The sequence below is a fragment of the Kribbella sp. NPDC003557 genome (genome assembly GCF_040610805.1).
Lineage (GTDB): Bacteria > Actinomycetota > Actinomycetes > Propionibacteriales > Kribbellaceae > Kribbella.
The window spans coordinates 216,893-243,741 of sequence record NZ_JBEXMY010000003.1 but is presented as its reverse complement, the minus strand read 5'-3'; the positions used below and the strand labels follow the sequence as shown (position 1 = coordinate 243,741).

Sequence of the window (26,849 nt, the reverse complement as noted above, 5' to 3'; positions counted from 1 at the left end):
GCCCCTCTCTCAGCCCATGCTACGCGCGTTCGCCCGGCATTACCCGTAGCGGGTGATGCCCTCGGGCCCGAGCAGGGTCACGGTATGGATCGTGGGGGGCATCTACAGAACTGAGCAGTCCGCAGGGATCGACGGTGGAGGGCCTGTCGATCCGCTGTCGGCTGTCAGATTCGGGATCCCACGACGTCCGCGGCGGTACGTCGACCGGCCGCGGCTGAACAAACGCTTGGACGACGGCGCGGAACGGCCGTTGACGCTGGTCAGCGCTCCGGCCGGGAGCGGAAAGACCGCGCTCGTCGCGGCCTGGGCGGCGGCCCGGCACGCGGCGACCGGGCACGGCATGGCCTGGCTGACACTCGAGGAGCAGGACGCCCCGGCCGCGATGTTCTGGGCCGACGTCGTCGAGGCGCTCCGCCGGCAAGGCGTGGTCCTGGCGGGTGCCCGCGACGACAGCGCGGACGCACACTCCCAGCTGCTCACCGAGCTCGCCACGGCGCTGGCCCGGCGGACGCGGCCGGTGACACTGGTGCTGGACGGCTACGAGGTCGCCGCGGCCGAGCGGTCGAGCGACCTGGACTTCCTGCTGCAGCACAGCGATCAGCGCCTGCGCGTGGTGATCCTGACCCGCGTCGATCCCGCACTCCCGCTGCTGCGCTACCGCCAGGCCGGGATCATCACCGAGGTACGGATGGCCGATCTCGCCTTCACCGAGGAGGAGACGGCCCGCCTGATGCAGCTGTCGGCGATCAGCCTCTGCGGTGACTCCGTCGCCGCGCTGACCTCGCGGACCCGGGGCTGGGCGGTCGGCCTGCGCTTCGCGAGCATGTACCTGGAGCGGGGCGACGACCCGGACGAGGCCGTGGCCCACCTCGCGGGCGACAGCGGCAACATCGCCCAGTACCTGACGGTCGAGATGCTCCGCACGCAGTCCGTCGACGTACGGTCGCTGCTGCTGCGGACCAGCGTCGTGGACGTGCTCCAGCCCGGGCTGATCGAGGAGCTCGCGGGGCCCTCGGCGGGAGAGACCCTCAGGTCTCTCGCTGCCGGCAACGTGCTCGTCGAGCCGCTGCCCGAGCATCCCGGCTGGTACCGCTACCACCCGTTCCTGCGCGACCTGCTGCGCGCCGAACTCGCCTACGAGTCACCGCGGCAACGGCGACAGCTGCTCAAGACGGCGGCCGACTGGTTCGCACGGCAGGGTCTGCTCGAGGCCGCGGTCGGACTCGCCTCCGAGGCCGGGGCCTGGAGCGATGCGTCGGCGTACGTCGTCGACGGTCTCGCCATCGGCGAGGTCCTGCTGGGTGACGACAGCAGCGGGGTGTACGTGACCCTGCGGAAGATGCCGCCCGACGTTGCCGATCCGGCCGCCACCGTGGTCAGGGCCGCACTGGCGCTGACCGACCACGACACCGCCTGGTGTGCTCACGAGCTGGAACAGGCCTGTCGGTCGCCGGCCCCGGAATCGGACCATGATCACGCCGTCGAACTGGCAGCCGACATCGTCCGGGCCACGAGCTCGGCGCTGACCGGCGATCCGCGCACCGCGCTGCTCGCCGACCTGGCCGAGCAGAAGCTCGGCACACTGGACCAGCAGAAGGTCGCGGCCCATCCGGAACTCGCCCTGCTGGTGCGGGCGGTCAAGGCGCGGTCGCTGCTGCAGGACGGCGACATCGCCGGGGCACGCGCCGCGCTGATCGCGGCGGTGGACGCGGAGGCACCGGGGTACGAGAGCCTGACCGCGGCGTGCCTCGGCTACCTCGCGCTGCTGGACTCCTCCGAGGGCGCGCTGCGCTGCGCTCACGAGTGGGCGGCGCGGTCGGTGGCCCTGACCGAGTGCGCGGGGGTGCTGGCGGACGGTCCGCTGGCGGCGGTCGAGATCGCCCTCGCCGGTGTGAGTATCGAGCGGCACGAGCTCCGGGCCGGCGACGACCACGTCCGAGCGGCGATGCGGTCGTTCGACGCGTGCGACGAGCCTGTCCTGCGCGCCCAGGCCGCAGTGGTGCAGGCACGCCTGCTCGAAGCTCGCGGAGCGCTCGACGAGGCGATGGCCCTGGTCGAGGAGGCCGCCGGCAGTCCCGGCATCGACACCGGCTGGCCCGTCCGGCCGCTGCAGGTCGAAGCGGCCAAGCTGATGGTCGCCCAGGGCTGGCCCGACGAGGCGGCGCGGATGATCGAGCGGCTGGACGATTCCGGGGACGCGGTCAGCACGCTCGTGCTCGGTCACGCGCATCTGCAGCGCCAGGACTGGACCGGCGTCGCGGCCTCGGCGTCGAGCATTCTTGCCCAGGGCAATGACATGCCGCTGCAGGCCACCGTCGGCGCCCGGCTGCTGGAGGCCGCGTACGAGCTGCACCGCGGGTCACCCGGCCGCGCCCGGACCGCGGTCGCCGACGCGGTCCGCCTGGCCCGGCCGGAGGAACTGCGCCGGCCCTTCTGGGAGGCGGCGCCGGCCGTCCGGCACCTGCTCGAATCCGACCCGGAGTTGGTCGGTCAGAACACCTGGCTCAGGCCCGTCCTCGGCCCGCGGACCAGGACGGTCCGGATCCGTACCGGCTCGCCACCGGGCCGGGCGGACACCGAGCCGATCATCGAACCGCTGACACCGAAGGAGATCGAGGTCCTCGGACACCTGTCCGAGCTGCTCACCACCGAGGAGATCGCGCTGGAGATGTACGTGTCGGTCAACACCGTGCGCACCCACATCCGCAACATCCTGCGCAAACTCGCGGTCTCCCGGCGGAACGAGGCCGTACGGCGGGCCCGCGCGCTCAGCCTGATCCCGGCCTGAGCCCCAGATCGTCCGGAGCGGGTGATGCCGGTCCGGCCGGCACGGCGCATCGTCCGGGTATCGGGTCAGGAGCCTGGCGGTCCGTCGCGGCCGCCGCGCACGACTCCGGATCACGATGGCACGACAGTGGCCGACACATCAGGGAGTGAACGACAGTGACCCAAGGGGCAGCAGCATCGCACTACGACGCCGCCGGCGAGGAACACGAGGTCAGCAGCTGGGCGGTCGGATTCGTCCTGTTCGCCGGCGTCATGATGATCATGGCCGGAGCCTTCCAGGCGTTCTCCGGTCTGGTGGCGCTCTTCGAGAACGAGTTCTACGTCGCCACCCGCAACTACCTGTTCCAGTTCGACGCCACCGCCTGGGGCTGGATCCACCTGATCGTCGGCGCGCTGGTGGCGGTGGCCGGCTTCGCCGTGATGGCCGGGCAGACGTGGGCGCGGGTGATCGGCATCATCCTGGCGGCGCTGAGCGCGCTGGCCAACTTCACCTTCATCCCGTACTACCCGTTCTGGGCGATCATCGTCATCGCCGTCGACGTCTTCGTGATCTGGGCGCTGGCCGTGCACGGTCGCGACGTGAAGGTCTGACGGACCGTCGCCCGGTGGCGGCAGCAGGGCAACAGCAGGGCAACGGGAGGAGCGCACACAGATGGCTGACGAACGAAAAGGGATGGCGTTGTCCGGGTTCGTCGTGTTCGCCGGTGCGATGCTGATGGTGATCGGCCTGGTGAACGTCTTCCAGGCGTTCGTCGCGTGGTTCGCCGACGACCAGCTGGTGGTGCGGCCCGAGCACTTCGTGGTCGTGAACACCACCGGCTGGGGGTGGGCGCTGATGATCTCCGGCCTGCTGCTGATGGCGGTCGGCGGCGGCCTGCTCGCGGCCACCGGCTGGTCCAGGATCGTCGCGATCGTGGTGGTCGGCCTGCACGCCGTCTCGCAGATCGCGTGGTTCGGGGCGTACCCGGTGTGGTCGCTGCTGATGATCGCGCTCGACGTGATCGTGCTGTGGGCGCTCACCGTCCGGTGGCACGACGTACGGGACCGCCTGGGCGGCGTCGGCGACGCTCCGTGGAGCAGCGCGCAGGGGCCCCAGGCTTAGCCAGGTCGAACGGAGGCAGTGCCTGCCGGCGCCGGATCACTCGATCCGGCGCCGGCTCTCGTCGACGTACGGCAACGGGTCACCGGACGCCCGTGCCCCGGAGGCGAACCAGGCCGCGAGCCCGTCCGGCGACCGCCGGTACAACTCGTCGAGGTAGCGCTGCCGCTGCTCGACCACAGCCAGCCGCTCACCCGCCGTCGCCGCCCCCTCCAGCAAGAAGAAACTCCGCCGCCACGCCAAACACAACGCCCCGTCATCCAGCCCCCCGAATTCCCCCACAGGCTGCCCATCCGCCACCCGCGGCGAGTCCCCGGCTGGCTGCGTCTCGGCCGGCGGCTGGGCGTCTGCCGGGTGCCGTGGGTCCGCAGGCTGCCCATCCGCCGCCCGCGGGGAGTCCGCCGCTGGCTGCGTCTCCGCGGGCCGCTGGGCGTCTGCCGCGTGCTGAGGGTCCGCCGGTTGTGCGTCCTCCGGCTGCGGTTCCGCCTGCGGCTGCGCGTCTGCCGGTCGCTGGGCGTCCGTAGGTGGGTTCGCCGGCCCCGCTTCCTCGGGGCGCGGCGGGTCCGCCGCCTGCTGGGCGTCCACCGGCCACGGCGGGTACGCCGGTTGGTCGGTGGGGTCGATTTGTTCTGGGGTCTCGGGGTGCTGCGGCGGCGTGAACCATCGTGTGCGCACGAAGGTTGTGACCATGGGCGACGAGCCGGTGAGGAGCAGCACGATCAGCAAGCCGGTGGAGCCGAAGGCTGACATCAGGCCGGCGATGGACGGGCCCAGTACGGCGCCGGCGCCTGTCGTCTTGGCGATCTTGCGGCCCGCACCTTGCACGTCCTCGCCCGACCAGATGGCCGACGCGGCGACGGCCGCCACCAGCGTGCCGAGCGCCATGAGTACGACCGCGGCCGACCATCCCCACCAGACGAAGATGCACAGCGTCCCGAGCCCGACCGCCCCACACGTGCAACACCACCAGACCAGTCGGCCCACGCTCCGTGGTCCGCCGGCACCGGATCGCCGTGGCGTCGCACTCACCCTCAGGAACCTGTCACCTCACCGCCTGACCTGCCTCATCCTCGCCGGATGAGGCACGCGCGCCCGACGGGGCGAAGGCTGGATCCGAGGATTCCGTCGAGGGGAGACCGGCCATGTCGCATTCCACGAAACCGCCCGAAGCCGCCGACGTGGCTGAGCCGGAGAAGCCGTACCACGTCCAGCCGACGATGATGTCGGCCTGGGTCGGCTGGATCGCGTTCGCCGGCGTGATCATGGTGCTGCTCGGGATCTTCCACATGCTGCAGGGGTTCGTCGCCCTGTTCGAGGACGGGTACTTCCAGGTCGACAAGTCGCACCTCACCGTGCACGTCTCCTACACGGTCTGGGGCTGGGTCCACATCATCGGCGGCGCCGTCGTCGCGGGGGCCGGGATCGCGGTGTTCGCCGGCCAACTGTGGGCCCGGATCGTCGGCGTCCTGGTGGCGATGGCGAGCGCGATCGTGAACGTCGGATTCCTGGCCGCGCACCCGGTCTGGTCGTCCTTGATGATCCTGATGGACATCCTGATCATCTGGGCGCTGACCGTCCACGGACGCGAGATCGCCGAGTAGCTGCCACCACGACGGGCAGACCGGCGGAGCCCGACCGCGGCTCCGCCGGTCCACCCGCGGTCCTCACCTCACGACGTCCGGCCGGCCCGATGCAGGGCGGCGAGCTGCTTCAGGTACAGCGCGCTCTGTTTCGGTGTCCGGGCCTGGGTCTCGTAGTCGACCCGGACGATGCCGAAGCGCTTGACGTAGCCGTAGGCCCATTCGAAGTTGTCCATCAACGACCAGGCCAGGTAGCCGCGGATATCGGCGCCCCGGGCGATCGCGTCGGCCACGGCACCCAGATGGGACGTGAAGTATTCCGTCCGGCCGGTGTCGGCGACGTACCCGTTCTCGTCGGCCACGTCGTCGAACGCGGAGCCGTTCTCGGTGATCACCATCGGCAGCCCGGGGTAGTCGCGGGCGATGCTGAGCAGCAGGTCGGTGAATCCCTCGGGGACGATCTCCCAGTCCATCGCGGTGCGCGGCCGGCCCAGTGGTACGTCGCGGCTCACCGGCAGCCCGTTCGCGTCGGCGGTGCTGCCGTCCTCGGCGTACCCGGTGAACTTCTGGCTGAAGTAGTAGTTCACGCCGAGCACGTCGATCGGCGCCGAGATGATCTCCAGGTCGCCGTCCTCGATCGGCAGTTCGACGCCTTCGCGGGCGAGGTCCGCGACCACGTCGGCGGGGTAGTGCCCGTGGACGAGCGGGTCGAGGTAGATCCGCCGGCCCATGCCGTCCGCCCGTCGTGCCGCGTCGACGTCCGGCGCCGCGTCCGAGGCCGGGTACGCCGTCGCGACGTTGAGCGTGATGCCGATGTCGAGCTTGCGCGGCGCGGCCGCACGCATCTGCTGCGTCGCGAGCCCGTGGCCGAGCAGCAGGTGGTGGACGGCGGCGATCGCGTCCGGGTACTCCCGCCGGCCCGGCGCGTGCACGCCGTACGCGTAGCCGAGCATCGCCGAGCACCACGGCTCGTTCAGCGTGGTCCAGGTGTTCACCCGGTCCTGCAGCGCGTCGAACACCAGCATCGCGTACTCGGCGAACCGGTACGCCGTGTCGCGCACCGGCCAGCCGCCCGCGTCCTCGAGCTCCTGCGGCAGGTCCCAGTGGTACAGCGTCACCCACGGGTCGATGCCCTGGGCAAGCAGTTCGTCGACCAGCCGGTCGTAGAAGCCGATACCGGCCGCGTTCACCGGGCCCTTGCCCCGCGGCTGGACCCGCGGCCAGGCCACCGAGAAGCGGTACGTGTCGAGGCCGAGGTCCTTGATCAGCGCCACGTCGGCCGGCATCCGGTGGTAGTGGTCGCAGGCGACGTCGCCGGTGTCGGAGTTGTCGATCGCTCCCGGCACCCGGCAGAACGTGTCCCAGATCGACGGGGTCCGGCCGTCCGTGCTCACCGCGCCCTCGATCTGGTACGCCGAGGTGGCGACGCCCCACCGGAAGCCGGACGGGAACCCCGCGACAAGGGTCTCAGGAGTGCTCATAGTTGCCTTTCTAGGCTGTGCGGCCGGGGAGCCAGCACGCGACAGATCGGTGGGGGTCGTTGCGCGCGGACGGGATCTCGAGGATCGGGATCTCCGCCGAGCAGCGCTCGAACGCTTGGGGGCATCTCGGGTGGAACGAGCAGCCTGAAGGCATACCGCGCAGATCGGGTGGCGAACCAGGGATCCCGGACAGCTCGCGCCGTTCGCCGCGCAGGGCGGGGAACGACTTGAGCAGGCCTTCGCTGTAGGGGTGCAGGCTGTCGGTGTAGAGCTCCTTGGAGCGGGCTTCCTCGACGATGCGGCCGCCGTACATGATCGCGATCCGGTCCGAGAACTCGACCAGCAGCGACAGGTCGTGGGTGATGAACAGCACCGAGAACCCGAGCCGTTCGCGCAGCTCGACCAGCTGCGCGAGGATCTGCCGCTGCATCACCACGTCCAGCGCGGTGGTCGGCTCGTCCATGATCACGACCTGCGGCTCGAGCACGAGCGCCATCCCGATCATCACCCGCTGCCGCATGCCGCCGGACAGCTGGTGCGGGTAGGCGTCCATCCGGTCCGCGGAAATCCCGACGAGTTTCAGCATTTCCTGAGCCCGGGCGATCCGGGCCTGCGGGGACAGCTGCGGCTCGTGCGCCCGGATCACGTCGAGCATCTGGGTGGAGACCTTGTGCACCGGGTTCAGCGAGTTCATCGCGCCCTGGAACACGATCGACGTCTCCGCCCAGCGGAATTTCCGCAGTTCCGCGTCGGTCAGCGCCAGCACGTCGTACGGGTCGCCCGACGGCGGGTGGTAGACCACCGACCCGCCGCTGATCACGCCGGGCGGCGGCAGCAGCCGCGTGACGCCGTACGCCAGCGTCGACTTGCCGCTGCCGCTCTCGCCGGCCAGGCCGAGGACCTCGCCGCGGTGCAGCGTCAGGTTCACGTCGCGGACCGCCTGCACGGCGTCGTCGCCGAGGCCGTAGTCGACGTGGAAGTTCTTGATCTCCAGGACCGGCGTCTTCACGCGACCTCCTCCTCACGGCGGCGTACGACGGGCGTCACCGGCGCCTGCTTGGACGACAGCACCGGCGTGAAGCCGACCCGCATCCGGACCGAGTGGCCGTCCTTGGTCTTCACCCGGGTGCGGCCGCTGCTGCGCAGCCGCGGGCTGACGAACTCGTCGATGCCGAAGTTGATCAGCGACAGCGCCGTGCCGAGGACGGCGATCGCCAGGCCGGCCGGGACGAACCACCACCAGGCGCCCTGGGCCAGCGCCTGCTGGCTCTGCGCCCAGAACAGGATCGTGCCCCAGTTCCACTCCGAGATCGTGGAGATCCCGATGAACGCCAGCGTGATCTCCGACATCACCGCGAAGATCACGGTGCCGACGAAACCGGACGCGATGATCGCGGTCAGGTTCGGCATGATCTCGAAGGTGATGATCCGCCAGGTGCTCTCACCGGTCGCCCGCGCCGCCTCGACGTAGTCGCGCCGGCGCAAGGACAGCGTTTGCGCCCGCAGCACCCGCGCGCCCCAGGCCCACGAGGTGAAACCGATGACCAGGGCAACCATCAGGTCACCCGCCGACGGGATCGTGGACGCGACGATGATGATCAGCGGGAGCGCCGGAATCACCAGGAAAACGTTGGACAGCGCGGACAGGCTGTCGTCCGCGGCACCGCCGAGGAAGCCCGCGCTGACGCCGATCAGGATCGACAGCGCGGTCGCGACCAGGCCGGCCAGCAGGCCGACGAACATCACGCCGCGGGTGCCGACGAGCACCTGGCTGAAGATGTCCTGCCCGAGGTGCGTGGTCCCGAACCAGTGCTTGCCGGACGGTGGCTGGATCAGGTCGCTGCTGCGGGCGGACGGGTCGTACGGCGCGACCCACGGGCCGATGATCGCGATCAGGCAGAAGAACGCGAGCACGACCAGGCCGGTCGCGGCCTTCGGGTTCGCGACGAACCGCAACCGGCGGCGCTTGGCCGGCGTAGCGGCGACCTCCGGTCCCTCGGGGGTGACCGCGGTGATGGTGGTGGCTGGTGCGGACATCGTCAGCCCTCCTTCCGGGTACGCGGGTCGAGGAGCAGGTACGCGACGTCGGCGAGCAGGTTGGCCACCAGGACCGACAGCGTGATCACCAGGAAGACGCCCTGCATCAGCGGGTAGTCCTTGGCGCCGACGGCCTGGAACAGGTTGTAGCCGATGCCCGGGTAGGAGAACACGATCTCCACCAGCAGCGTGCCGCCGACGATGAAGCCGAGCGACAGCGCGAAGCCGGACACGTTCGGCAGCAGCGCGTTCCGGGCCGCGTAGCTGACCATCACCCGGCGCTCGGGCAGGCCCTTGGCGTGCGCGACGGTGATGTAGTCCTCCGAGGACACCGTCACCATCATGTTCCGCATGGTCAGGATCCAGCCGCTCACCGAGGAGATCAGGATCGTGATCGCCGGCAGCAGGCTGTGCTGGATCGCGCTGCCGATGAACTCGCCGCCCCAGCCCGGCACCAGTCCGGGCTCGTAGCCGCCCGACGACGGGAAGAAGCTGTCCGGCCCGGCGAGCAGCGTGATCGCCAGCAGGCCGAGCCAGAAGTACGGGATCGACGACAGGAACGTCGTCACCGGCAACAGCCCGTCCATCACCGACCCGCGCCGCCAGCCGGCCAGCACGCCGAGCGACGTACCGATCATGAAGCTGGCGAACGTGGTGATGCCGACCAGCGCGATCGTCCACGGCAGGCTTTGCCGGAGGATCTCCGAGACCGGGGTCGGGAAGAACGTGAACGACAACCCGAGGTCGCCGTGGAACACCTGGCCCCAGTAGTCGACGTACTGGCTCCACAGCGACGCGTTCTTGTCCAGGCCGAACAGCACGTAGAGCGAGTTGATCGCGTCGGTGCTCATCTGGCCCTGGAACTTGTTGATCAGCGACGTCACCGGGTCGCCCGGGATCAGCCGCGGGATGAAGAAGTTGATGGTCAGCGCGGCCCACGCGGTGAAGACGTAGAAGGCCAGCCGCTGCAGGAGGAACTTCACTTCGCCGTCCCTTCTTCGTAGAGCCAGCACGCGGCCCAGTGGCCCGTGGCCGGCAGCTCGAAGCGGGGCGGCAGATCGGTCGAGCACTTGGGCATCGCGTGCACACAACGCGGGTTGAACCGGCAGCCGGTCGGCGGCGCGATCAGGCTCGGCGGCTCACCGCCCGCCTGGTCCTCGGGTGTGCTCAGCTCGCCGAGCCGGTCGGGGTCCGGCGCGCTGTCGATCAGCAATCGCGTGTACGGATGCGCCGGGTTCTGCGTGACGGTCTCGGAGTCGCCGCCCTCGACCATGCGGCCGGCGTACATCACCAGCGTCTCGTCGGCGAAGTACCGCGCCGAGGCGATGTCGTGGGTGATGTAGAGGATGGCGAGGTTGAGCCGTTCCTTCAGGTCCCGCAGCAGGTTGAGTACGCCGAGGCGGATCGACACGTCGAGCATCGAGACCGGCTCGTCGGCGAGGAGTGCCTCGGGGTCCGCACCGAGGGCGCGGGCGATCGAGACCCGCTGGCGCTGACCACCGGACAGCTCGTGCGGGAACTTGTCCAGGTAGCGCTCCGGGGGAGTGAGCTGGACCTGCGCCAGGAGGTCGCGCAGGTTCTGCTCGAGGTCGCCCTCGCGTCCGTGGATGCGCAGCGACCGGGTCAGGTGGTACCGCACGGTGTGCGTCGGGTTCAGCGAGGCGAACGGGTCCTGGAAGATCATCTGTACGCGGCGTGCGTACGCGCGGAACTTGCGGCCGCCGTGCACGGTGATCGGCTCGCCGTGCAGCCGGATCTCGCCGGAGGTGCGCCCGTACAACTGGGCCAGCAGCCGGGCGACGGTGGACTTGCCCGATCCGGACTCGCCGACCAGCGCGGTGACCCGGCCCCGGCGCAGCGTGAGCTTGACGTCGTCCACCGCGTGCACGGCCTTGTGCTCGCGGGTGAGGAGGTCGCGGATGCCCCGCCGTACCGGGAAATGCTTGGTGAGGCCCTCGGCCTCCAGAACAACCTCGGTCTCGGTGACCGTCATGGGTCTCCAATCGTGCTGCCGGCGGCGCCGGGCCCGAGCCCGGCGCCGCCGGCAGAGGTCACTGGCTGCCGGCCGGCTTCAGGTTCAGGATGATCTGCAGAGCGTTCTGCTGGGTCGGCTGCGCCGGCCCGTACTGGTTCTGCTCGTCGGGCCAGCCGGTCCAGTTCTTGGTGCTGTAGAGACCGCCGACGTTGGACGCCGAGGTGGGGATGATCGGCATCTGCTCGACCATGATCTTCTGCAGCGTGTTCAGCGCGGTGGTGCGGGTCGCGTCGTCCGCGGCGTTGGCGTACTCGTCCAGCGCCTTGGTCGCCTCCGGGCTGTTGAACCGGCCGTAGTTGCCGCTCACGCCGCCCTTGCCGACCGGCTTCAGGATCTTGCCGTCCATGATGTTCTGGTAGATGTCGTACGGCGTCGCGCCGCCGTTGGTCCAGTGCATCGCGGCGTCGAAGTTGCCCTCGTCGATGTTCTTGAACCAGGCGTCCTGGTTGGCCTTGTCGACGGTCGCCTTGATGCCGATCGTGGACAGGTTGTCCTTGATGATCTCCAGGTCGGTGATGTAGTCGGACCAGCCGGCCGGGTCGGTCAGCGTGATCGTCACCGGCTTGCCGGCCGGGTCCTTGAGCACGTCGCCCTCGAGCTTGAAGCCGGCGTCGGTGAGCTCCTTCTTGGCCGCGTCGACGTCCACCTTGTGCTTGAGGTCCTTGTACTCCGGGGCGATGAACGACTCACCGGCCGGGGTCGGGATGCCGGTCATCGACTCGACCTTCGGGTAGAAGTACCCGGCCTCGCCCTGCTGGAAGATGTCGTCGCGGTTGATCACCAGGTTCATCGCGCGCCGCAAGGCCGGGTTGTCGAACGGCTTGCGGGTGGTGTTGATCCACAGACCGTGGATCCCGAGGTTCGCCGGGAACCACAGCTTGTGGTTCTTCGGGTCCTTGTCCTGGTAGACGGCCTTGACGTTCGGGACGAAGACGAAGCTCCACTCCGAGGCGCCGTTGGCCAGCGCGGTGGTCTGCGCGTTGTTGTCGTTGTACGAGGTGTACCGCAGCTCCTTGACCTTCGGCAGGTCCTGCCAGTACGCGTCGCGCAGCGTCAGCGTCGTGGTCTGCGGGGTGAACGACTTCACCGTGTACGGACCGGTGCCGATCGGGCTCTTCAGGGTGTCCTGGCTCGGGTCCTTGATCGTCGACCACTGGTGCTTCGGGATCACGAACACGGTCAGGATCTTGTTCTGGTTGGTGAACTGCGACCGGGTGAAGGTCAGGTCGACCTTGTTGCCGGACGCGGTGATCGTGCCGTACGGGATCGCGTCGGCGTTCAGCGCCTCGTTGTCCTTGCGGATCTGGAACGAGTACGCCACGTCGTCGGCGGTCATCGGCTGACCGTCGGAGAACTTCACGCCGTCGCGGATCGTCAGCGACAGCTTGGTGTAGTTGGCGTCCCACTTCCACTCGGTCGCCAGCCAGGGCTTGCCGGGCTCGGTCGGCTTGATCCCGTTGATCATCACCAGCGGCTCGAAGATCATCCAGCGGTAGCCCAGCGAGGCGCCCGAGGAGGAGCCGAGGAACGGGTTGTGGTTCTCGGTCTGCGGACCGTTCGGCATGCCGATGTTGAGCACGGTCGCACCCGTGCCCGACCCGCCGTTTCCAGAGCTGCCTGTCTTCCCGTCCCCGCTACTACAAGCAGCCAGGGTGGCTGCCGCGAGCAGGCCCGCAAGGGCCAGCGCGACGCTACGTCGTGCTCGCATCGGTTCCTCCTGTGTTCCAGTTGACGGATGGCCCACCCTGAGCCGGTGGGCCAGTGCATCCTGGCGTGAGAACGCTCTCATCGGAAGAGCGAACGCCATATCGGTTCGGTGTCGAGGGGTTGCCGGCGGCGGGACAGGGGCAGCTGCCCCGCCGCCGGAGAGCTACCGGCGGGGCCGGTTCTTCGGGGCGGGGGTGGTCCCCATCGGTCGACTCAGTGGGGCGGTTGAGCTGCGCACGATCAGCGTCGTCGGCAGCACCTGCGGGGTCTCGGGCAGCGGAGTGCCGCCGAAGTACCCCATCAACATCCGGGCCGCGGCCTGACCCATCTGGCGCATCGGCTGATGCACCGTGGTCAGCGGCGGCTCGGTGTGTTCGGCGTACGGGATGTCGTCGAACCCGACCACCGACACGTCGTTCGGCACGTTCCGCCCGGTCTCCCGGACGGCCTGGATGGCGCCGCCGGCGGAGAGGTCGTTGTGGGCGAAGACCGCGTCGAACGCGAGCCGTTCGTCGAGCGCGTACTGGACGCCGCGGCGTCCGCTCTCGTGGGTGAAGTCGCCTTCGAACACGAGTCTCGGGTCGAGCTCGAGGCCGGCCTCCGCATAGGTGTCGCGGAAACCGTCCAGGCGTTCGTGGGTGCAGCCGAAGCGCTCGACGCCGGTGATCACCAGTGGCCGGCGGCGGCCGAGCTCCAGCAGGTGCCGGGCGGCGGCCTCGCCGCCGGCGTAGTTCGTGGTGGCGACGGACGGGAACTGCGGGCGCTTGTCGCGGTCGTCGATCAGGACCACCGGCAGACCGCGCGCGTGGAGTTGCTCGATGTAGGTGAGCGTGCCCTCGGGCTCGATCACCAGCAGGCCGTCGAACGACTGCGCCGAGACCTGGGAGGCGAACTGCTGCATGGATTCCTCACCCCGGTTGAAGGTGAACAGCAGCAGGCCGTAGCCCTCGCTCTCGACGACGTCGACCGCGCCCTGCAGCACCTCGCCCATCCAGGGCCAGGTGAGCGACGGGACCAGCATTCCGACGATCCGGGTCCGGCCACGGGCCAGGCCGACCGCGCGGGCGCTCGGCACGTACCCGAGCTCGGCGATCACCTGGCGGACGCGCTCGGCGGTCCGCAGGTCGAGCTCGCCCTTGCCGTTGAGGACGCGTGACACGGTCGTCTTGCTGACGCCGGCACGGGCCGCGACATCGGCGATGGTGATGGACACGCTGACTCCCCTCGGGCGGTCGGGGTGGCGCTGCGGACGGGACGGAACCGGTTTCGGAAGCGGTTCCGTAGATCAAAGCCGAGACCGCAACGGGCCGTCAATCACGGAGTGGTAACGAATCGCGACTTAGTTCACGACTTGGAAGAAGCCACCTCTTCCGTCGGGTGGGACGGCATGATGAACTCGGGTTCGAGTGGCCCGTCCGGGGCCGGATGCGCTACGCCATGGTGAGGTTGAGGATGGAAGTTCGCCGGACCACGGTGCGTGACATGCGCCGGTCCAACCGCTCGGTGATCCTCACCAGCATCTACCGCGAAGGCCCGCTGAGCCGCCAGGAGCTGACCGTCCGCACCTCGCTGAGTGCGGCGAGCGTCAGCAATCTGGTCGCCGAGCTGATCGCCGAAGGTGTCGTCGAGGAGGCCGGCTCGGTCGAGTCCGAGGGCGGCCGGCCGCGGGTGCTGTTGCGGGTGGCACCGACCTTCCGGTACGTCGTCGGCGCCGAGGTGGGGGAGACCCGGGTCCGGGTCGAGCTGTTCGACCTGGCCATGAACGTGCTGGCGCGGGCCGACCACCCGATCAGCTCGCCGACACCCGAAGAGGTCGTGAAGCACGTCCTGGAAGGGCTTTCGGCCGTCGTCGCGTCCTCGGAGGTGCGGTCGGAGCAGGTGCTCGGCCTCGGGGTCGCGGTCTCGGGTGTGGTCGAGGACAACGCGGTCGTCGACGCGCAGACGCTCGGCTGGGACGCCGTACCGCTCGCCGCGATGCTTGCCGAGGGCACCGATATACCAGTGCACGTGGACAACGGCGCGAACATGCTCGGCCAGGCCGAGATGTGGTTCGGCGCGGGCCGCGGCGCGACCGACGTGGTGGTCGCGCTGGTCGGCTCGGGTGCGGGCTCCGCCCTGGTAGCGGGCGGATCCAGCTACCGCGGCGCCCGCAGCAGCGCGGGCGAATGGGGCCACATGACGATCGTGTACGGCGGCCGCCGGTGCCGCTGCGGCGCTCTGGGATGCCTCGAGACGTACGTCGGCGCGGAAGGTGTCCTGGACCGGTACCGGCAGGCCGGCGGCGAGGTCGGCGGCGACGAGGAGACCGCGTTCGTCGAGCTCCTGGAGTCGGATTCGGAGCTCGCGGCAACGATCGTCGCGGACACGATCGGCTACCTGGCCGCGGGTTTCGCGAACCTGGTCAACCTGGTGAACCCCGAGCGCATCGTGCTCGGCGGCTGGGCCGGCCTGCTGCTCGGTGAGAAACACCTGGACGCGCTCCGCGCGGAGGTCGGCAACCACGCCCTCCGCCGCCCGTACGCCCAGGTCTCCATCGTCCTGTGCGAACTGGGCCGCGACGCCGTCGCACTCGGCGCCGCGACGCTTCCGGTAGTGCGGTTGCTGCGCGACGGAGGCGCCGTACCTCCTCGCTAGGTGGCGAAGCCGTCGAGGAGGGTGTTGACTCCGAGGCGGAAGCGCCGGTCGGACGACTGCTTGGAGCCGCCGAGGCGGTGCGCGTTCTCGGCGGCGGCGAGGCCTTCGACGAGGGTGAAGAAGATCAGGGCGATGTCCGTCGGGTCGCCGTCGAGCTGGCCGGCGTCGACGGCGTTCCGGACGTGCTGGACGAAGATCCTGCGCACCTTGGCGCCTGCCCGGGCTTCGTCCTTGGTGGGGTCGAAGTCGGCGAACGGCCGGGAGAACATCACCTCGGCGAGCATCGGGTGCGCCAGCAGGAATCGGCGGAACGCTTCGGCGAGGCGTCGGAGCGCCTCGAGCGGATCCGCCGCCGGGGGGAGGGCCGCCAGTTCGGCGCCGAGCAGCCGGAAACCCTCGAAGAAGATCTCGCGGACGATGCCGGCCTTGTCGCCGAAGACCTCGTAGATCGCCGGCAGTGAGGCGCGGGCGCGCTCGGCGACGGTCCGCGTCGTCAGACCCGCGACGCCTGCCTCGGCGAGCACCGCCATCGCGCTCGCGAGTCCGCGCTCGTGGAGCGCTTCGGTGCGCTGCTTGACCCGGGGCACGGTCCGACCGTAGCACCTACTCCGATCATCGTTACGGAACACTGTTACGGAACGGTGCTATAAAGGTGTCGTGGACACAGCTCTGGGCCTCCGGAAGACCGTCGACCTACCAAGCGGCCGGGTCGCGTACGCCGAGCGTGGGTCGGGCCCGCCGGTCGTGTTCGTCCACGGCCTGCTGGTGAACGCCGAGCTCTGGCGCAAGGTGGTTCCGGACGTCGCTGATGCGGGCTTTCGCTGCCTGGCCCCGGACTGGCCGCTCGGCGCGCATCAGCTCCCGATGCCGGACGACGCGGACCTGACGCCGACCGGTGTCGCCGCACTGATCGCGGAGTTTCTCCAGCAGCTGGATCTGACCGATGTCACGGTCGTTGCCAACGACACCGGCGGGGCGCTGACCCAGATCCTGATGGCCGGCCACCCGGAGCGAATCGGGCGCGTGGTGCTGACGCCGTGTGACGCCTTCGAAGACTTCTTTCCCGCGCCCTTCGACTCGATGCCGAAGCTGGCTCGCCTGCCCGGTGCGATCTGGTTGGCGAGCCGCCTTCTTCAGCTGCCCTTCGCGCAGCGGCGGCCGAACACCTACGGCTGGTTGGCGAAGCGCGGCATTCCCGCAGAGATCCTCAAGTCCTACGTGCAGTCGATCCGCGGCAGCAGCGAGATCCGCAGGGACGCGCAGCGGTTCATCTCGGGTGTGGACAGCAGCTACACCTTGGCCGCCGCGAAGGCGCTGGCCGGCTTCGACAAGCCCGTCCTCCTGGTCCGGGCCGCGGAGGATCGGATCTTCTCGCCGACCCTGTTCGAACGCCTCGCCGCGATACTCCCCGACGCCACAGTGGCGACGGTCGCGGACTCGTGGTCCTTCGTCCCGGAGGACCGGCCGGACGAGCTGACCCGGCTGATCGTGGACTTCGCCTCATGATGCGGGCCTTCAGGACCGCGCTCGTGCTGGCGTGGCTGGCCGTCGTGGCCGTCACGGTGAACGCCATCGCGACGCAGGGTCTGTCCGGCGGCAGCGTGTTCTTCACGGATTTCACGCACCCCTGGCGCGCGCAGATCAACGGCGACTTCTCTGTGCATCTGCTGTTGGTCATGGCGTGGATCGTCTACCGGGAAGGGCTGTCGCTGCGCGGGGTGCTGCTGGCTGTGCCTGTGGGGCTCGGCAGCGTCTACACGCTGCCGTACATCTTTGTGGCCACTTTCAGGTCTGCTCCGCGACAGCAGGCTGTCGCGGAGCAGACCGGTGGGTAGTGTCAGACCGTCCACTTCTGGTTTGCTGCGCCGGTGCAGGTCCATGTCTGGAGTGGGGTGCTGTTGGCGGAGTTGTTGCCGGTGACATCGAGGCACTTGTTCGCCTGTGGGTTCACCAGGTCGCGGCCGGAGGTGTAGGTCCATTGCTGGGCGCCGGTTCCGTTGCAGGTCCAGAGCTGGACCTTGGCTCCGTCGGCGAGTGAGCCGGCGTTGACGTCCAGGCACTTGCCGAGCGCGCGGATCGTGCCGTCGCCGGGGCGCGTCCACTTCTGCGCGTTCGTACCGTTGCAGTCGTACAGCTGGACCGGCGTGCCGTCGGCGGAGTTGGCGGCCGCGACGTCCATGCACTTGCCGGCCAGGCCGGTGATCTGCGACCCGCCGCCGCCCGAGCTGCCGAGGGTGGAGACCCGCACGTAGTCGACGGTCATGGTCTGCGGGAACACCGTCGTACCGTCCGGGTAGCCAGGCCAGTAGCCGCCGACCGCGAGGTTCAGGATCATGAAGAACGGGTGGTTGAAGACCCAGGTGTTGCCGTTCAGGTCGGCCGGCGTCCGGCGCTGGTACTGCACGCCGTCGACGTACCAGGTGATCGAGTCCGGGGCCCAGTCCACCGCGAAGGTGTGGAAGTCGTCGGCGAACGACCAGCCGTTGGGATGGTTGTACGCGGCACCGATCCCGCCGGCGCCGGAGTAGCCCGGGCCGTGGATCGTGCCGTGCACGGTGGCCGGCTCCTTGCCGATGTTCTCCATGATGTCGATCTCGCCGTCGTTCGGCCAGTTGCCGCCGCCGAGCATCCAGAACGCGGGCCAGATCCCTTGCCCGCGGGGGATCTTGATGCGGGCCTCGAACCGGCCGTACGTCTGGGTGAAGGTCTGCGCGGTGAGCAGCCGGGCCGACGTGTACTGGCACGGGCCGTAGTGGCACTGGAAGCCGCCGTTCTCCTTCCGGGCGGTGATCACCAGGTTGCCGTTGCCGTCCAGCGCGGAGTTGCGGGTGCTGTTGGTGTAGTACTCCATCTCGTTGTTGCCCCAGCCGCTGCCGCCGATGTCGTACCGCCACTTGGCGGGGTCGGGAGCCTGGCCTGCGGGGCCGTCGAAGGTGTCCTCCCAGACCGTCGCAGTCGTGGCGGCGGCGGCCTGTTGGTGCGCGGTGGCCGCGGGCTGGAGGAGGGCGGTGCCGGCGAGTGCGGCACCGATCGCGAGGAACGCGAGCATGCGGGGACGCTTCATGAAATACCTCATTTCGGGGGCGTCTGAATGAGGGCAGTGATTGGGCGGCAGCGTGCCGTGAGAACGCTCTCAGGTCAACCCCGGGACTAAATAAAAGATCTGAAAAAAGTCTCGGTTCCGGCGTTGACACACCTTTGCACGGATGGTTACCTCTTGCTGACCAGCCGTTGCGGCGCGGGCAGACGCCGACAACGCGAACCGCCCCGAACTCCTTTACACCAAGGGAGAACCGCCCCATGCCCGCGAAACGGCTCTTGCCGGCCGCGGTCGCTGCGCTCTGCGTGGCCGCCGCCGGTCTCGGCTTCGGAACCGCCCCACCCGCCGCCGGATCGGTCGCCGCCGGCGAACAGGTCAACATCTGGCTGACCACCACCAACGACGCCGCAGGGCAGAACGTCACCCGCGGCCTGCAGCAGCAGACCCCGGTGAACTTCGGCCCGGCCGGCGGTACGGCCAACCAGACGATCACGGTCAACGAGAACACCACGTACCAGTCCTTCGAGGGCGGCGGCGCCTCGTTCGCCGACAGCTCCGCCTGGCTGCTGAACAGCAGCGGCGTGATCTCCGCCGCGACCCGCGACCAGGTGATGAGGGACCTGTTCGACCCGGTGAACGGGATCGGGCTGGCCTTCGTCCGCAACCCGATGGGCGCCTCCGACCTGGCCCGGTTCAACTACTCCTACGACGACACCTGCTGCGACCTGAACGACTTCAGCATCCAGCACGACCTCGCCGACGTCGTACCGCTCACCAAGCAGGCCCGGCAGCTCAACCCGGCGCTGAAGGTGATGGGCTCGCCGTGGAGCGCGCCGGCCTGGATGAAGGACAACAACGACTTCGTCCACCGCGGCTGGCTGAAGTGGGAGTACGCGCCGACGTACGCGCAGTACTTCGTCAAGTACCTGCAGCAGAACGAGGCGCAGGGCAACCACATCGACTACATCTCGGTGCAGAACGAGCCGACCTGCTGCGGCAGCGACAGCACCGGCTACGCGTCGATGAACTGGAACGGCTCCGGCCTGCTCGAGTTCACCAAGAACAACCTGATGCCCGCGCTGCAGGCCGCCGGGCTGACCACAAAGGTGCTGATCCTCGACTACAACTGGGGCAACTACAACGACCTCGGTTCGGTCCCGATCGCGGACGCCGCGCTGCGCAACCACCCGAACTTCGGCGGGATCGCCTGGCACGGGTACGGCGGAGACGTGAACCTGCAGACCCAGGTGCACAACCAGTACCCGGGCGTGAACGCGTACATGACCGAGCACTCCGGCGGGACCTGGATCGCGAACCAGCAGGTCGAGGACATGAACAACCTCATCGACTACACCCGCAACTGGGACAAGTCGTGGGTCAAGTGGGGCATCGCCCTGGACGAGAACCACCTGCCGTACGTCGGTGCCGGCTGCAACGTCTGCACCGGCCTCGTGACGGTGCACCGCAACGACAGCCAGCGCGGTCAGGTCACCAAGACGGTCGAGTACTACACGATGGGCCACCTGACGAAGTTCGTGAAGCCGGGCGCGCTGCGGATCGACTCTACCGCGAACAGCTCGGTCAAGAACGTGGCCTGGAAGAACCCGGACGGCTCCAAGGCGCTGATCGCCTTCAACACCACGGGGAGCTCGCAGTCGGTGCGGGTGAACTGGGGCTCGCAGTCCTTCGTCTACACGCTGCCGACCAAGACGTCCGCGACCTTCACCTGGTCGGGCTCGCAGAGCGGCGGCGGTGGTGGCGGCGGGCAGATCACCGGTCTGGGCGGCAAGTGCGTGGATGTCGCGGGCGCCAACTCGGCCGACGGTACGGCAGTGCAGCTGTACGACTGCAACGGCACGACCGCCCAGCAGTGGACCCGTCCTGGTGACGGCACGCTCCGCGCGCTCGGCAAGTGCCTGGACGTCAACGCCGGCTCTGTCGCCAACGGTGCTCGCGTGCAGCTGTGGACCTGTAACGGCAGCGGAGCCCAGCAATGGACCTATACGAGTGGGAGGGACCTGGTGAATCCACAGGCGAACAAGTGTCTCGACGTCACGAACAACACCTCCGCCAACGGCACTCCGCTCCAGCTGTGGAGCTGCACCGGCGCGGCGAACCAGAAGTGGACTCTGTCGTGAGGCGGGTGGCGGCGGTGGCCGCGGCTCTCGTGCTCGGCGGCGGCCTGCTGATGACGGCTGCTCCCGCGCAGGCGGCGACCGGAGCGGTCACCGGCCTGGCCGGTAAGTGCATGGACATCGCCGCGGCCAACAGCGCCGACGGCACGCCGGTCCAGCTGTACGACTGCAACGGTACGAGTGCTCAGCAGTGGACCCGGTCGAGTGACGGGACCCTGCGCGCACTGGGCAAGTGTCTGGACGTGTCCGGCGGGTCTGTGGCGAACGGCGCCAAGGTGCAGCTGTGGACCTGCAACGGCAGCGGTGCGCAGAAGTGGACGTACACGTCCGGGCGCGACCTCGTGAACCCGCAGGCGAACAAGTGTCTCGATGTCACGGGCAACAACTCCGCGAACGGTACGCCGCTGCAGCTGTGGAGCTGCACCGGTGCGGCGAACCAGAAGTGGAACGTCCCGGCGGCGGACGACGGGCCTCCGCCAACGGGCGGCGCGCCGATGGCGGCCGCGCCGTACCTCTATCAGGGCTGGGGTGACCCGCCGAATCCGGCGACCGTGATGAACGCGTCCGGGGTGAAGTGGTTCACGATGGCGTTCATCCTGTCCAACGGGTACTGCAACCCGCAGTGGGACGGTGGGCGGCCGCTGACCGGTGGAGTGGACCAGCAGGCGCTCAACACGATCCGGTCCAACGGCGGCGACGTGGTGGTCTCGGTGGGCGGCTGGTCCGGCAACAAGCTCGGCCAGAGCTGCGGTACGGCGAGTGAGCTGGCGGCGGCGTACCAGAAGGTGATCAACGCGCTGTCGCTGAAGGCGATCGACGTGGACATCGAGGACCAGGAGTTCGCGCAGCCCGCGGTCCGGCAGAAGGTGATCGACGCGCTGAAGATCGTCGAGCAGAACAACCCGGGGATCGCGACGTACCTGACCTTCGGGACCACGACGTCCGGGCCGGACGCGAACGGTCAGGACCTGATCCGGCGCGGCGCGGCCTCCGGGCTGAACCTGGACGGCTGGGTGATCATGCCGTTCGACTTCGGTGGCGGGTCGACCAACATGGGCACGCTCACCCGCCAGGCGGCCGACGGGCTGAAGAACCAGGTGAAGGCGGCGTACGGGCTGACCGACGACGCGGCGTACCGCAAGATCGGCATCTCCTCGATGAACGGCATCACCGACGTCGCCGGCGAGCGCGTCAACCTGTCCGACTTCGAGTCGATGCTGTCCTACGCCTCCGAACACCACCTGGCCCGCTTCACCTTCTGGTCGGTCAACCGCGACCGCCCCTGCACCGGCGGCAGCGCCGACAGCTGCTCCGGCATCTCCCAGAACCCCTGGGACTTCACCAAGGTCATCGGCCGCTACCGGGGGTAGCGGATCGCCAGGCCATCACAATCGGCCCGCGACGACGCCCCAGCACGGGCGCTCGTCGCGGGCCGGCGATTGTGATGGCCTGGGCATCCGGGTTTGACCCTCCGGTTACCGGAGGGTGGAAGCTTGGGGACATGACGGCGACGGTGACTGTGGGGGAGTTCTCCCGCTTGACCCATCTCAGCGTGAAAACGCTGCACCACTACCACGACATCGGCCTGCTCGCGCCGGTCTCGATCGACTCCTCCTCGGGGTATCGGCGCTACGGGACGGACCAGGTCGACACCGCACTGCTCATCCGGCGGCTGCGCGAGCTGCGGATGCCGTTGCCGGACGTGCGGGCAGTGGTCGAGGCTTCCGACGGACCGGCGCGCGAGGAAACGCTGCGGGCGCATCTCGAGCGGATGGAGCAGGAGCTCGCCCACACCCGCGAAGTCGTCTCGTCACTGCGTGAGCTGCTCACGCCGGGTCGACCGCTCCTCGACGTGCAGTACCGGTTCATCCCGCCGTTCCGCGCGTACGGCGTGTCCGGGCACGTCGTGCGGGACGAGATCGGGCCCTGGTGCGAGTACGCCTTCGGCCGGCTCGACACGGTCGGCGAGCACATCCGCGCGACCTCCGGCGCGACGTACAGCGACGAGTTCTTCACCGAGGACGCCGGCCAGGTGACCGCGTTCCTGCCGGTCGCGCTCGATCAGCCGCCGGCCGACGGCGTGGAGTTGGTCGACCTCCCCGGCGGGTACTTCGCGATCGCCGTGCACGCCGGGCACATGACCGACTTCGACCGGACGTACGGCGCGCTCGGCAGCCACGTCGCGGAGTTCTGCGAGGTCGCGCCGGGCCCGATCCGTGAGCTGTATCCCATCGGCCCGGGGGACGTCCCCGATCCGGCCGACTACCGAACCGAGGTCTGCTGGCCGATCCAGCGGATCCCTGTGACCGGGCCGGTGGGGCGGGGAAAGAATCCAATACTGAAAGGCTGAATCATGTCTGTATCGCTTGAAAGTATCGCCTTCGACTGTTCCGACGCGGCCGCGCTGGCCGGCTTCTGGGCCGGCGTGTTCTCGACCGACGTCGATGCGGACGGCAACGAGTTCTTCGCAACCGTGAACCGGAACGCCGACGGGCCGACGCTGATGTTCCTGCAGGTCCCGGAGCCGCGCAACGGCAAGAACCGGCTGCACGTCGACCTGGCCGCGACCGACTGGGCCGCGGAGGTCGACCGCCTGGTCGGCCTGGGCGCGAAGCGCGTCGACGAGCACAACGAGTACGGCACGCACTGGATCACGCTCGCCGACCCGGAGGGCAACGTCTTCGACGTCGCCGAGCACGGCTAGGCCCCGGCCCGGCAGGGCATTGCCAGCGCCCTGATCGGGGAGGAGGGTGAGAAGTGTCCGGCGGCGCCGCCGGGGCGCTGCCCTGAGCGTAAGGGGGGTGGATCGTGTACGCGCGTTCCACCACGATCAATGCCGCGCCGGCGTCGGTCGATGCCGGCATCGCGCAGGTGCGTGACGAAGTGATGCCGCGACTGATGGACATGGACGGCTGTATCGGCCTGTCCATGCTCGTCGACCGGGGATCCGGCCGGTGCATCGCGACCAGTGCCTGGCAGTCGGAGGAGAAGATGCGGGCCTCCGACGAGGAGCTCCGGCCGATCCGGGAGCGGATCGCGGAGACGATGGGGGGCGACAGCCCGTCGGTGCAGGAGTGGGAGATCGCCGTTCTGCACCGTGACCACCGGTCGGTCGCCGGTGCGTGCGTCCGGGCGACCTGGGTGAAGATCGATCCGGCGACCATGGAGCGGGCGATCGACGTCTACAAGCTGGCCTCGCTGCCGCGGCTCGAGGACCTGGCCGGGTTCTGCAGCGCGAGCCTGCTGGTCGACCGGGCCTCGGGTGGCGCGGTGTCCTCGGTGACGTACGACAGTCAGGAGGCGATGGACAGTAACCGGGAGGCTGCTGCCTCGATGCGCGCCTCGACCACCAAGGACGCCGGCGCGGAAGTGCTGGACGTCCGCGAGTTCGAGCTCGCGATCGCGCACCTGCGGGTCCCTGAGCTCACCTGACGGTTCAGGGGGCGTGACCGAAGGTGGCGGTGAACGCCTCCCGGAAGAGGTCGGCCAGGTCGGGCTCGCCGTCGTCGGCGGCCCAGCGCAGCAGGGCGGTGTGAGTCACTCCGAGCACGGCGCTCGCGGCGGCGCGGGCGCCGTACTCCTGGCCGGGGCCGATCGCGGTCACGAAGGCCTCCTGCAGCCGGAACTGGCTGTCCAGGTGGCGGGCCTGGAGTGCCGCTGTCGAGATCATCAGCCGCAGACGTGCGAGCAGCAGGTCGTGTTCGTTCGTCGCCACCAGGTCGAGGATGGTCACGACGGTGCGGCCGATCCGGTCGGTGAGTGACCCGGTGGCCGGGAGAGCCGCGATCGTGGCCGCGGTCAGCTGGTCGAAGTCGTCGTACAGGACCAGGTCTTCCTTGGTGGGGAAGTTCCGGTAGACCGTCATCGCCGAGACGCCGGCCGCGTCGGCGACGTCGTTCACCGTGGTCGCGTCGTACCCGCGGTCGGTGAACAGGCGGAGCGCCTGCCGCTGGATGCGTTGCCGGGTGTCGGCGCGCTGGCGGTCCCTCAAGCTCATGTGGTAGATACTAACAACATGATAGTTTCTAACATGAGTGACAGGGTGGCCTTGGTGACCGGGGCGTCGCGCGGCATCGGGCGCGCGATCGCGGAGCGGCTGGCAGCGGCAGGCGCCGAGGTGGCCGTGCACTATCACCGGGACAAGGCCGGTGCGGAGGAGACGCTGGAGCGGATCGGCGGACACGGGTTCGTGATCGGCGCCGAGCTCGGTGTGCCGGGTGATGCGGAGGCCGTCGTCGATCAGTTGACCGCGGGGCTGGCCGGCCGCCGGCTGGACGTGCTGGTGAACAACGCGGCGGCACAGCCCGCGGGTCCGATCGACACCGACACGGAGGCGGCCTTCGACCGGCTGATGGCGGTCAACGTGCGGGCGCCGTACTTCCTGATCCAGCGGCTGCTGCCGACGATGTCGGACGAAGGCCGGATCGTGTCGATCTCGTCGGTCGCCACCCGGATGGCGAACCCGGCTCAGACCTCGTTCGCGATGACCAAGGGTGCGCTCGAGACGATGACGCGCACCTTGGCGCAGCAGCTCGGCGCGCGGGGGATCACGGTGAACGCCGTCGCGCCCGGCGCGACCCGGACCGAGGCGAACGGCGCGTTCTTCGAGGTGCCGGGGCTGACGGAGCTGATCGTCGCCCGGACGGCGCTCGGCCGCCTGGGCGGCGGTGACGATGTCGCCGAGGTGGTCGCGTTCCTCGCTTCGCCCGCCGCGCGCTGGATCACCGGGCAGGTCGTGGACGCGTCCGGAGGGCTACACCTCGGGGTCGGCTGATTCGATGTCGAGGAAGAGCTGTACGTCGGGGTGTGTGCGCAGCGCCGTCCCGGGGTAGTTCGGGTCGATCGGCTGCGTGAGCGTGTCGCGGACGGCTTGGCGTTTGACCGATCCGGGGACCGAGCCGATCAGCGCGTCGGCGTCGAGCAGGCGGGGAATGGTCACGGTGACCGCGTGGGTCGGGACGTCGGCCAGGTCCGCGAAGTTGCCCTCGTCGACCTGCTGGCGGCGGCTGGTCTCGTCCAGTGCGACCAGCCGGACCGCCTCGGCGGCGGTGAAGTCGGCCGGCGGGTCGTTGAACGCCAGGTGGCCGTTCACACCGAGGCCGAACAGGACGAGATCGAACGGCTCGTCACCCATCAGCTGCGCGTAGGCGTCCGGGCCGTCCTCGGGGTCCAGCGGGCGGAATGTTGCCTGCGGCACCTTGTCGAGGAAGTTCCGGCGCAGCCAGTTCCGGAACGACTGCGGCGCGGCGGGGTCGAGTCCGACGTACTCGTCCATGTGGAAGCACTCGACCAGGCTCCAGTCGAGGTCCGGCTCGGCGGCGAGCGCGGTCAGCGTCGCGGTCTGGCTGGGGGCGGCGGCGAGCATGATCCGGGCCCGTCCGTGCGCCGCCGTGGCCTTGCGGATCTGCTCGGCGGCGGCGGTCGCGGCAGCGCGGCCGAGCTCCTCGCGGCTCGGGTGCGTGCTGGTGCGCGGAGCGTGCTCGACGGTCATGGACCCTCCTGGCGGCGTAGGTGCTGGGGAAAGCCTCGCACAACCGGGGGTTTTCCCCCGGTCGGTACGGTGGATGACCAGACCCGAAGACGGCGGCTGGCTCCACTGTGTGGACAGTGTTCACGGACCTAGCGTCGTCCGCATGCTGACGACGACGAATCAGGTGATGATGACCGCGCTGCAGGCGACCCAGGAACCGGCCGGCGGTGTGGCCGGGTGGGCGACCGATCTGATGGAGAAGCTGGGTCCCGTCGGTGCGGGGGCCGCGGTGGCCCTGGAGAACCTGTTTCCGCCGTTGCCGAGTGAGGTGATCCTGCCGCTGGCCGGGTTCGCGGCGGCGCGCGGCGACTTCGGGCTGGTCGCCGCGATCGTTTGCACCACGCTCGGGTCGGTGGTCGGCGCGCTCGCGCTGTACGGCGTGGGCGCGGTGCTGGGCCGCGACCGGATGCGCGCGCTCGCCGGGAAGTTGCCGCTGGTCAAGGTGCGCGACGTCGACAAGGCCGAGGAGTGGTTCCTGCGGCACGGGGCCAAGGCGGTGCTGATCGGGCGGCTGGTTCCGGTGGTGCGCAGCCTGATCTCGGTGCCCGCCGGGGTGGAGCGGATGCGGGTCGCGCTGTTCCTGCCGCTGACCGCGATCGGCAGCCTGCTGTGGAACTCGTTGCTGATCCTGGCCGGGTATCAGCTCGGTGAGCGGTGGCACCTGGTGGAGTCGTCGGTCGGCGTGTTCCAGAAGCTGGTGATCGTGGCCGCGGTGGCGGCGGTCGGGTGGTTCGTCGTGGTGAAGATCCGGGCCCGGCGTTCGGATACTGAGAAAGTGCAGTAG

The 26,849-nt window shown here is 69.4% G+C and carries 26 protein-coding genes; 14 read left to right on the top strand and 12 right to left on the bottom strand.

Annotation, left to right across the window (positions count from 1 at the left end; translation table 11 throughout):
- The first annotated feature begins 91 nt into the window (after positions 1-91).
- The 3 genes from ABZW60_RS13040 to ABZW60_RS13030 all read left to right on the top strand — a co-directional run bounded on the left by ABZW60_RS13040 (position 92) and on the right by ABZW60_RS13030 (position 3,889).
- On the top strand, positions 92-2,788 hold the full coding sequence (locus ABZW60_RS13040; RefSeq protein ID WP_355476321.1) for a LuxR C-terminal-related transcriptional regulator: 2,697 nt from the start codon (positions 92-94) through the stop codon (positions 2,786-2,788).
- A gap of 155 nt (positions 2,789-2,943) precedes the next feature.
- Positions 2,944-3,378 carry a hypothetical protein gene (locus ABZW60_RS13035; protein WP_355476319.1) on the top strand — a complete coding sequence of 145 codons (435 nt, stop codon included), beginning with the start codon at positions 2,944-2,946 and terminating at the stop codon, positions 3,376-3,378.
- A 61-nt stretch (positions 3,379-3,439) separates the two neighbouring features.
- Entirely contained in the window at positions 3,440-3,889 is a 450-nt protein-coding gene (locus tag ABZW60_RS13030) for a hypothetical protein (RefSeq protein WP_355476318.1), read from the top strand.
- Between the two features lie 36 nt (positions 3,890-3,925).
- Here ABZW60_RS13030 and ABZW60_RS13025 read toward each other — a convergent pair whose 3' ends face one another.
- Positions 3,926-4,870 carry a hypothetical protein gene (locus ABZW60_RS13025; protein WP_355476316.1) on the bottom strand — a complete coding sequence of 315 codons (945 nt, stop codon included), beginning with the start codon at positions 4,868-4,870 and terminating at the stop codon, positions 3,926-3,928.
- 158 nt (positions 4,871-5,028) lie between these two features.
- On the opposite strand from ABZW60_RS13025, the gene ABZW60_RS13020 reads away from it, so the two are divergent.
- Positions 5,029-5,487, top strand: coding sequence for a hypothetical protein (locus ABZW60_RS13020; protein WP_355476315.1), 459 nt, complete (start codon positions 5,029-5,031; stop codon positions 5,485-5,487).
- Positions 5,488-5,555: 68 nt separating this feature from the next.
- Here the strand turns inward: ABZW60_RS13020 and ABZW60_RS13015 are convergent, their stop codons facing one another.
- The 7 genes from ABZW60_RS13015 to ABZW60_RS12985 all read right to left on the bottom strand — a co-directional run bounded on the left by ABZW60_RS13015 (position 5,556) and on the right by ABZW60_RS12985 (position 13,939).
- Positions 5,556-6,947 carry a GH1 family beta-glucosidase gene (locus tag ABZW60_RS13015; protein WP_355476313.1) on the bottom strand — a complete coding sequence of 464 codons (1,392 nt, stop codon included), beginning with the start codon at positions 6,945-6,947 and terminating at the stop codon, positions 5,556-5,558.
- A gap of 10 nt (positions 6,948-6,957) precedes the next feature.
- The gene (locus ABZW60_RS13010; protein WP_355476311.1) at positions 6,958-7,956 is read right to left on the bottom strand and encodes an ABC transporter ATP-binding protein; all 999 of its coding nucleotides are present in this window, start codon (positions 7,954-7,956) and stop codon (positions 6,958-6,960) included.
- Positions 7,953-8,984, bottom strand: coding sequence for an ABC transporter permease (locus ABZW60_RS13005; RefSeq protein ID WP_355476310.1), 1,032 nt, complete (start codon positions 8,982-8,984; stop codon positions 7,953-7,955). The genes ABZW60_RS13010 and ABZW60_RS13005 overlap by 4 nt, the downstream gene beginning before the upstream one ends.
- A 2-nt stretch (positions 8,985-8,986) precedes the next feature.
- A complete protein-coding gene (locus ABZW60_RS13000) occupies positions 8,987-9,967 on the bottom strand; it encodes an ABC transporter permease (RefSeq protein WP_355476308.1) in 981 nt (326 codons plus the stop codon).
- Entirely contained in the window at positions 9,964-10,977 is a 1,014-nt protein-coding gene (locus tag ABZW60_RS12995; RefSeq protein WP_355476306.1) for an ABC transporter ATP-binding protein, read from the bottom strand. The genes ABZW60_RS13000 and ABZW60_RS12995 overlap by 4 nt, the downstream gene beginning before the upstream one ends.
- Positions 10,978-11,035: 58 nt before the next feature.
- Positions 11,036-12,727: an ABC transporter substrate-binding protein gene (locus tag ABZW60_RS12990; protein ID WP_355476305.1), complete on the bottom strand. Its 1,692-nt coding sequence runs from the start codon at positions 12,725-12,727 to the stop codon at positions 11,036-11,038.
- 162 nt (positions 12,728-12,889) lie between these two features.
- Positions 12,890-13,939 carry a LacI family DNA-binding transcriptional regulator gene (locus tag ABZW60_RS12985; RefSeq protein ID WP_355476303.1) on the bottom strand — a complete coding sequence of 350 codons (1,050 nt, stop codon included), beginning with the start codon at positions 13,937-13,939 and terminating at the stop codon, positions 12,890-12,892.
- Positions 13,940-14,178: 239 nt separating this feature from the next.
- Between ABZW60_RS12985 and ABZW60_RS12980 the strand changes: the two genes are divergently transcribed.
- Complete coding sequence (locus ABZW60_RS12980; protein ID WP_355476301.1) at positions 14,179-15,360, top strand: ROK family transcriptional regulator; 1,182 nt, start codon at positions 14,179-14,181, stop codon at positions 15,358-15,360.
- Here the strand turns inward: ABZW60_RS12980 and ABZW60_RS12975 are convergent.
- Positions 15,357-15,947 (bottom strand): TetR/AcrR family transcriptional regulator, encoded by a 591-nt coding sequence (locus ABZW60_RS12975; protein WP_355476299.1) that lies wholly within the window; start codon positions 15,945-15,947, stop codon positions 15,357-15,359. The two genes, ABZW60_RS12980 and ABZW60_RS12975, sit on opposite strands and share 4 nt — an antisense overlap.
- 70 nt (positions 15,948-16,017) lie before the next feature.
- Here ABZW60_RS12975 and ABZW60_RS12970 point away from each other — a divergent pair, with 70 nt between their 5' ends.
- Positions 16,018-16,866 (top strand): alpha/beta hydrolase, encoded by an 849-nt coding sequence (locus ABZW60_RS12970; protein WP_355476298.1) that lies wholly within the window; start codon positions 16,018-16,020, stop codon positions 16,864-16,866.
- Complete coding sequence (locus ABZW60_RS12965; RefSeq protein WP_355476296.1) at positions 16,863-17,195, top strand: hypothetical protein; 333 nt, start codon at positions 16,863-16,865, stop codon at positions 17,193-17,195. The genes ABZW60_RS12970 and ABZW60_RS12965 overlap by 4 nt, the downstream gene beginning before the upstream one ends.
- Positions 17,196-17,197: 2 nt before the next feature.
- Here ABZW60_RS12965 and ABZW60_RS12960 read toward each other — a convergent pair whose 3' ends face one another.
- The gene (locus ABZW60_RS12960) at positions 17,198-18,424 is read right to left on the bottom strand and encodes a family 16 glycosylhydrolase (RefSeq protein WP_355476295.1); all 1,227 of its coding nucleotides are present in this window, start codon (positions 18,422-18,424) and stop codon (positions 17,198-17,200) included.
- Between the two features lie 236 nt (positions 18,425-18,660).
- On the opposite strand from ABZW60_RS12960, the gene ABZW60_RS12955 reads away from it, so the two are divergent.
- The 5 genes from ABZW60_RS12955 to ABZW60_RS12935 all read left to right on the top strand — a co-directional run bounded on the left by ABZW60_RS12955 (position 18,661) and on the right by ABZW60_RS12935 (position 23,967).
- Entirely contained in the window at positions 18,661-20,538 is a 1,878-nt protein-coding gene (locus ABZW60_RS12955; RefSeq protein WP_355476293.1) for a lectin, read from the top strand.
- Positions 20,535-21,905 carry a ricin-type beta-trefoil lectin domain protein gene (locus ABZW60_RS12950; RefSeq protein ID WP_355476291.1) on the top strand — a complete coding sequence of 457 codons (1,371 nt, stop codon included), beginning with the start codon at positions 20,535-20,537 and terminating at the stop codon, positions 21,903-21,905. The genes ABZW60_RS12955 and ABZW60_RS12950 overlap by 4 nt, the downstream gene beginning before the upstream one ends.
- A gap of 131 nt (positions 21,906-22,036) precedes the next feature.
- Complete coding sequence (locus ABZW60_RS12945) at positions 22,037-22,885, top strand: MerR family transcriptional regulator (protein WP_355476289.1); 849 nt, start codon at positions 22,037-22,039, stop codon at positions 22,883-22,885.
- A 3-nt stretch (positions 22,886-22,888) separates the two neighbouring features.
- Positions 22,889-23,239, top strand: a complete 351-nt coding sequence (locus tag ABZW60_RS12940) for a VOC family protein (RefSeq protein ID WP_355476287.1) — start codon at positions 22,889-22,891, stop codon at positions 23,237-23,239.
- A 104-nt stretch (positions 23,240-23,343) separates the two neighbouring features.
- The gene (locus tag ABZW60_RS12935; protein ID WP_355476285.1) at positions 23,344-23,967 is read left to right on the top strand and encodes a hypothetical protein; all 624 of its coding nucleotides are present in this window, start codon (positions 23,344-23,346) and stop codon (positions 23,965-23,967) included.
- Between the two features lie 4 nt (positions 23,968-23,971).
- Here the strand turns inward: ABZW60_RS12935 and ABZW60_RS12930 are convergent, their stop codons facing one another.
- On the bottom strand, positions 23,972-24,532 hold the full coding sequence (locus tag ABZW60_RS12930; protein WP_355476284.1) for a helix-turn-helix domain-containing protein: 561 nt from the start codon (positions 24,530-24,532) through the stop codon (positions 23,972-23,974).
- A 33-nt stretch (positions 24,533-24,565) separates the two neighbouring features.
- Between ABZW60_RS12930 and ABZW60_RS12925 the strand changes: the two genes are divergently transcribed.
- Complete coding sequence (locus tag ABZW60_RS12925; RefSeq protein WP_355476283.1) at positions 24,566-25,309, top strand: SDR family oxidoreductase; 744 nt, start codon at positions 24,566-24,568, stop codon at positions 25,307-25,309.
- On the opposite strand, the gene ABZW60_RS12920 is transcribed toward ABZW60_RS12925, so the two are convergent.
- Positions 25,289-26,026: a 6-phosphogluconolactonase gene (locus ABZW60_RS12920; RefSeq protein ID WP_355476282.1), complete on the bottom strand. Its 738-nt coding sequence runs from the start codon at positions 26,024-26,026 to the stop codon at positions 25,289-25,291. The genes ABZW60_RS12925 and ABZW60_RS12920 overlap by 21 nt on opposite strands.
- A gap of 142 nt (positions 26,027-26,168) precedes the next feature.
- Between ABZW60_RS12920 and ABZW60_RS12915 the strand changes: the two genes are divergently transcribed.
- The gene (locus ABZW60_RS12915; RefSeq protein WP_355476281.1) at positions 26,169-26,849 is read left to right on the top strand and encodes a DedA family protein; all 681 of its coding nucleotides are present in this window, start codon (positions 26,169-26,171) and stop codon (positions 26,847-26,849) included.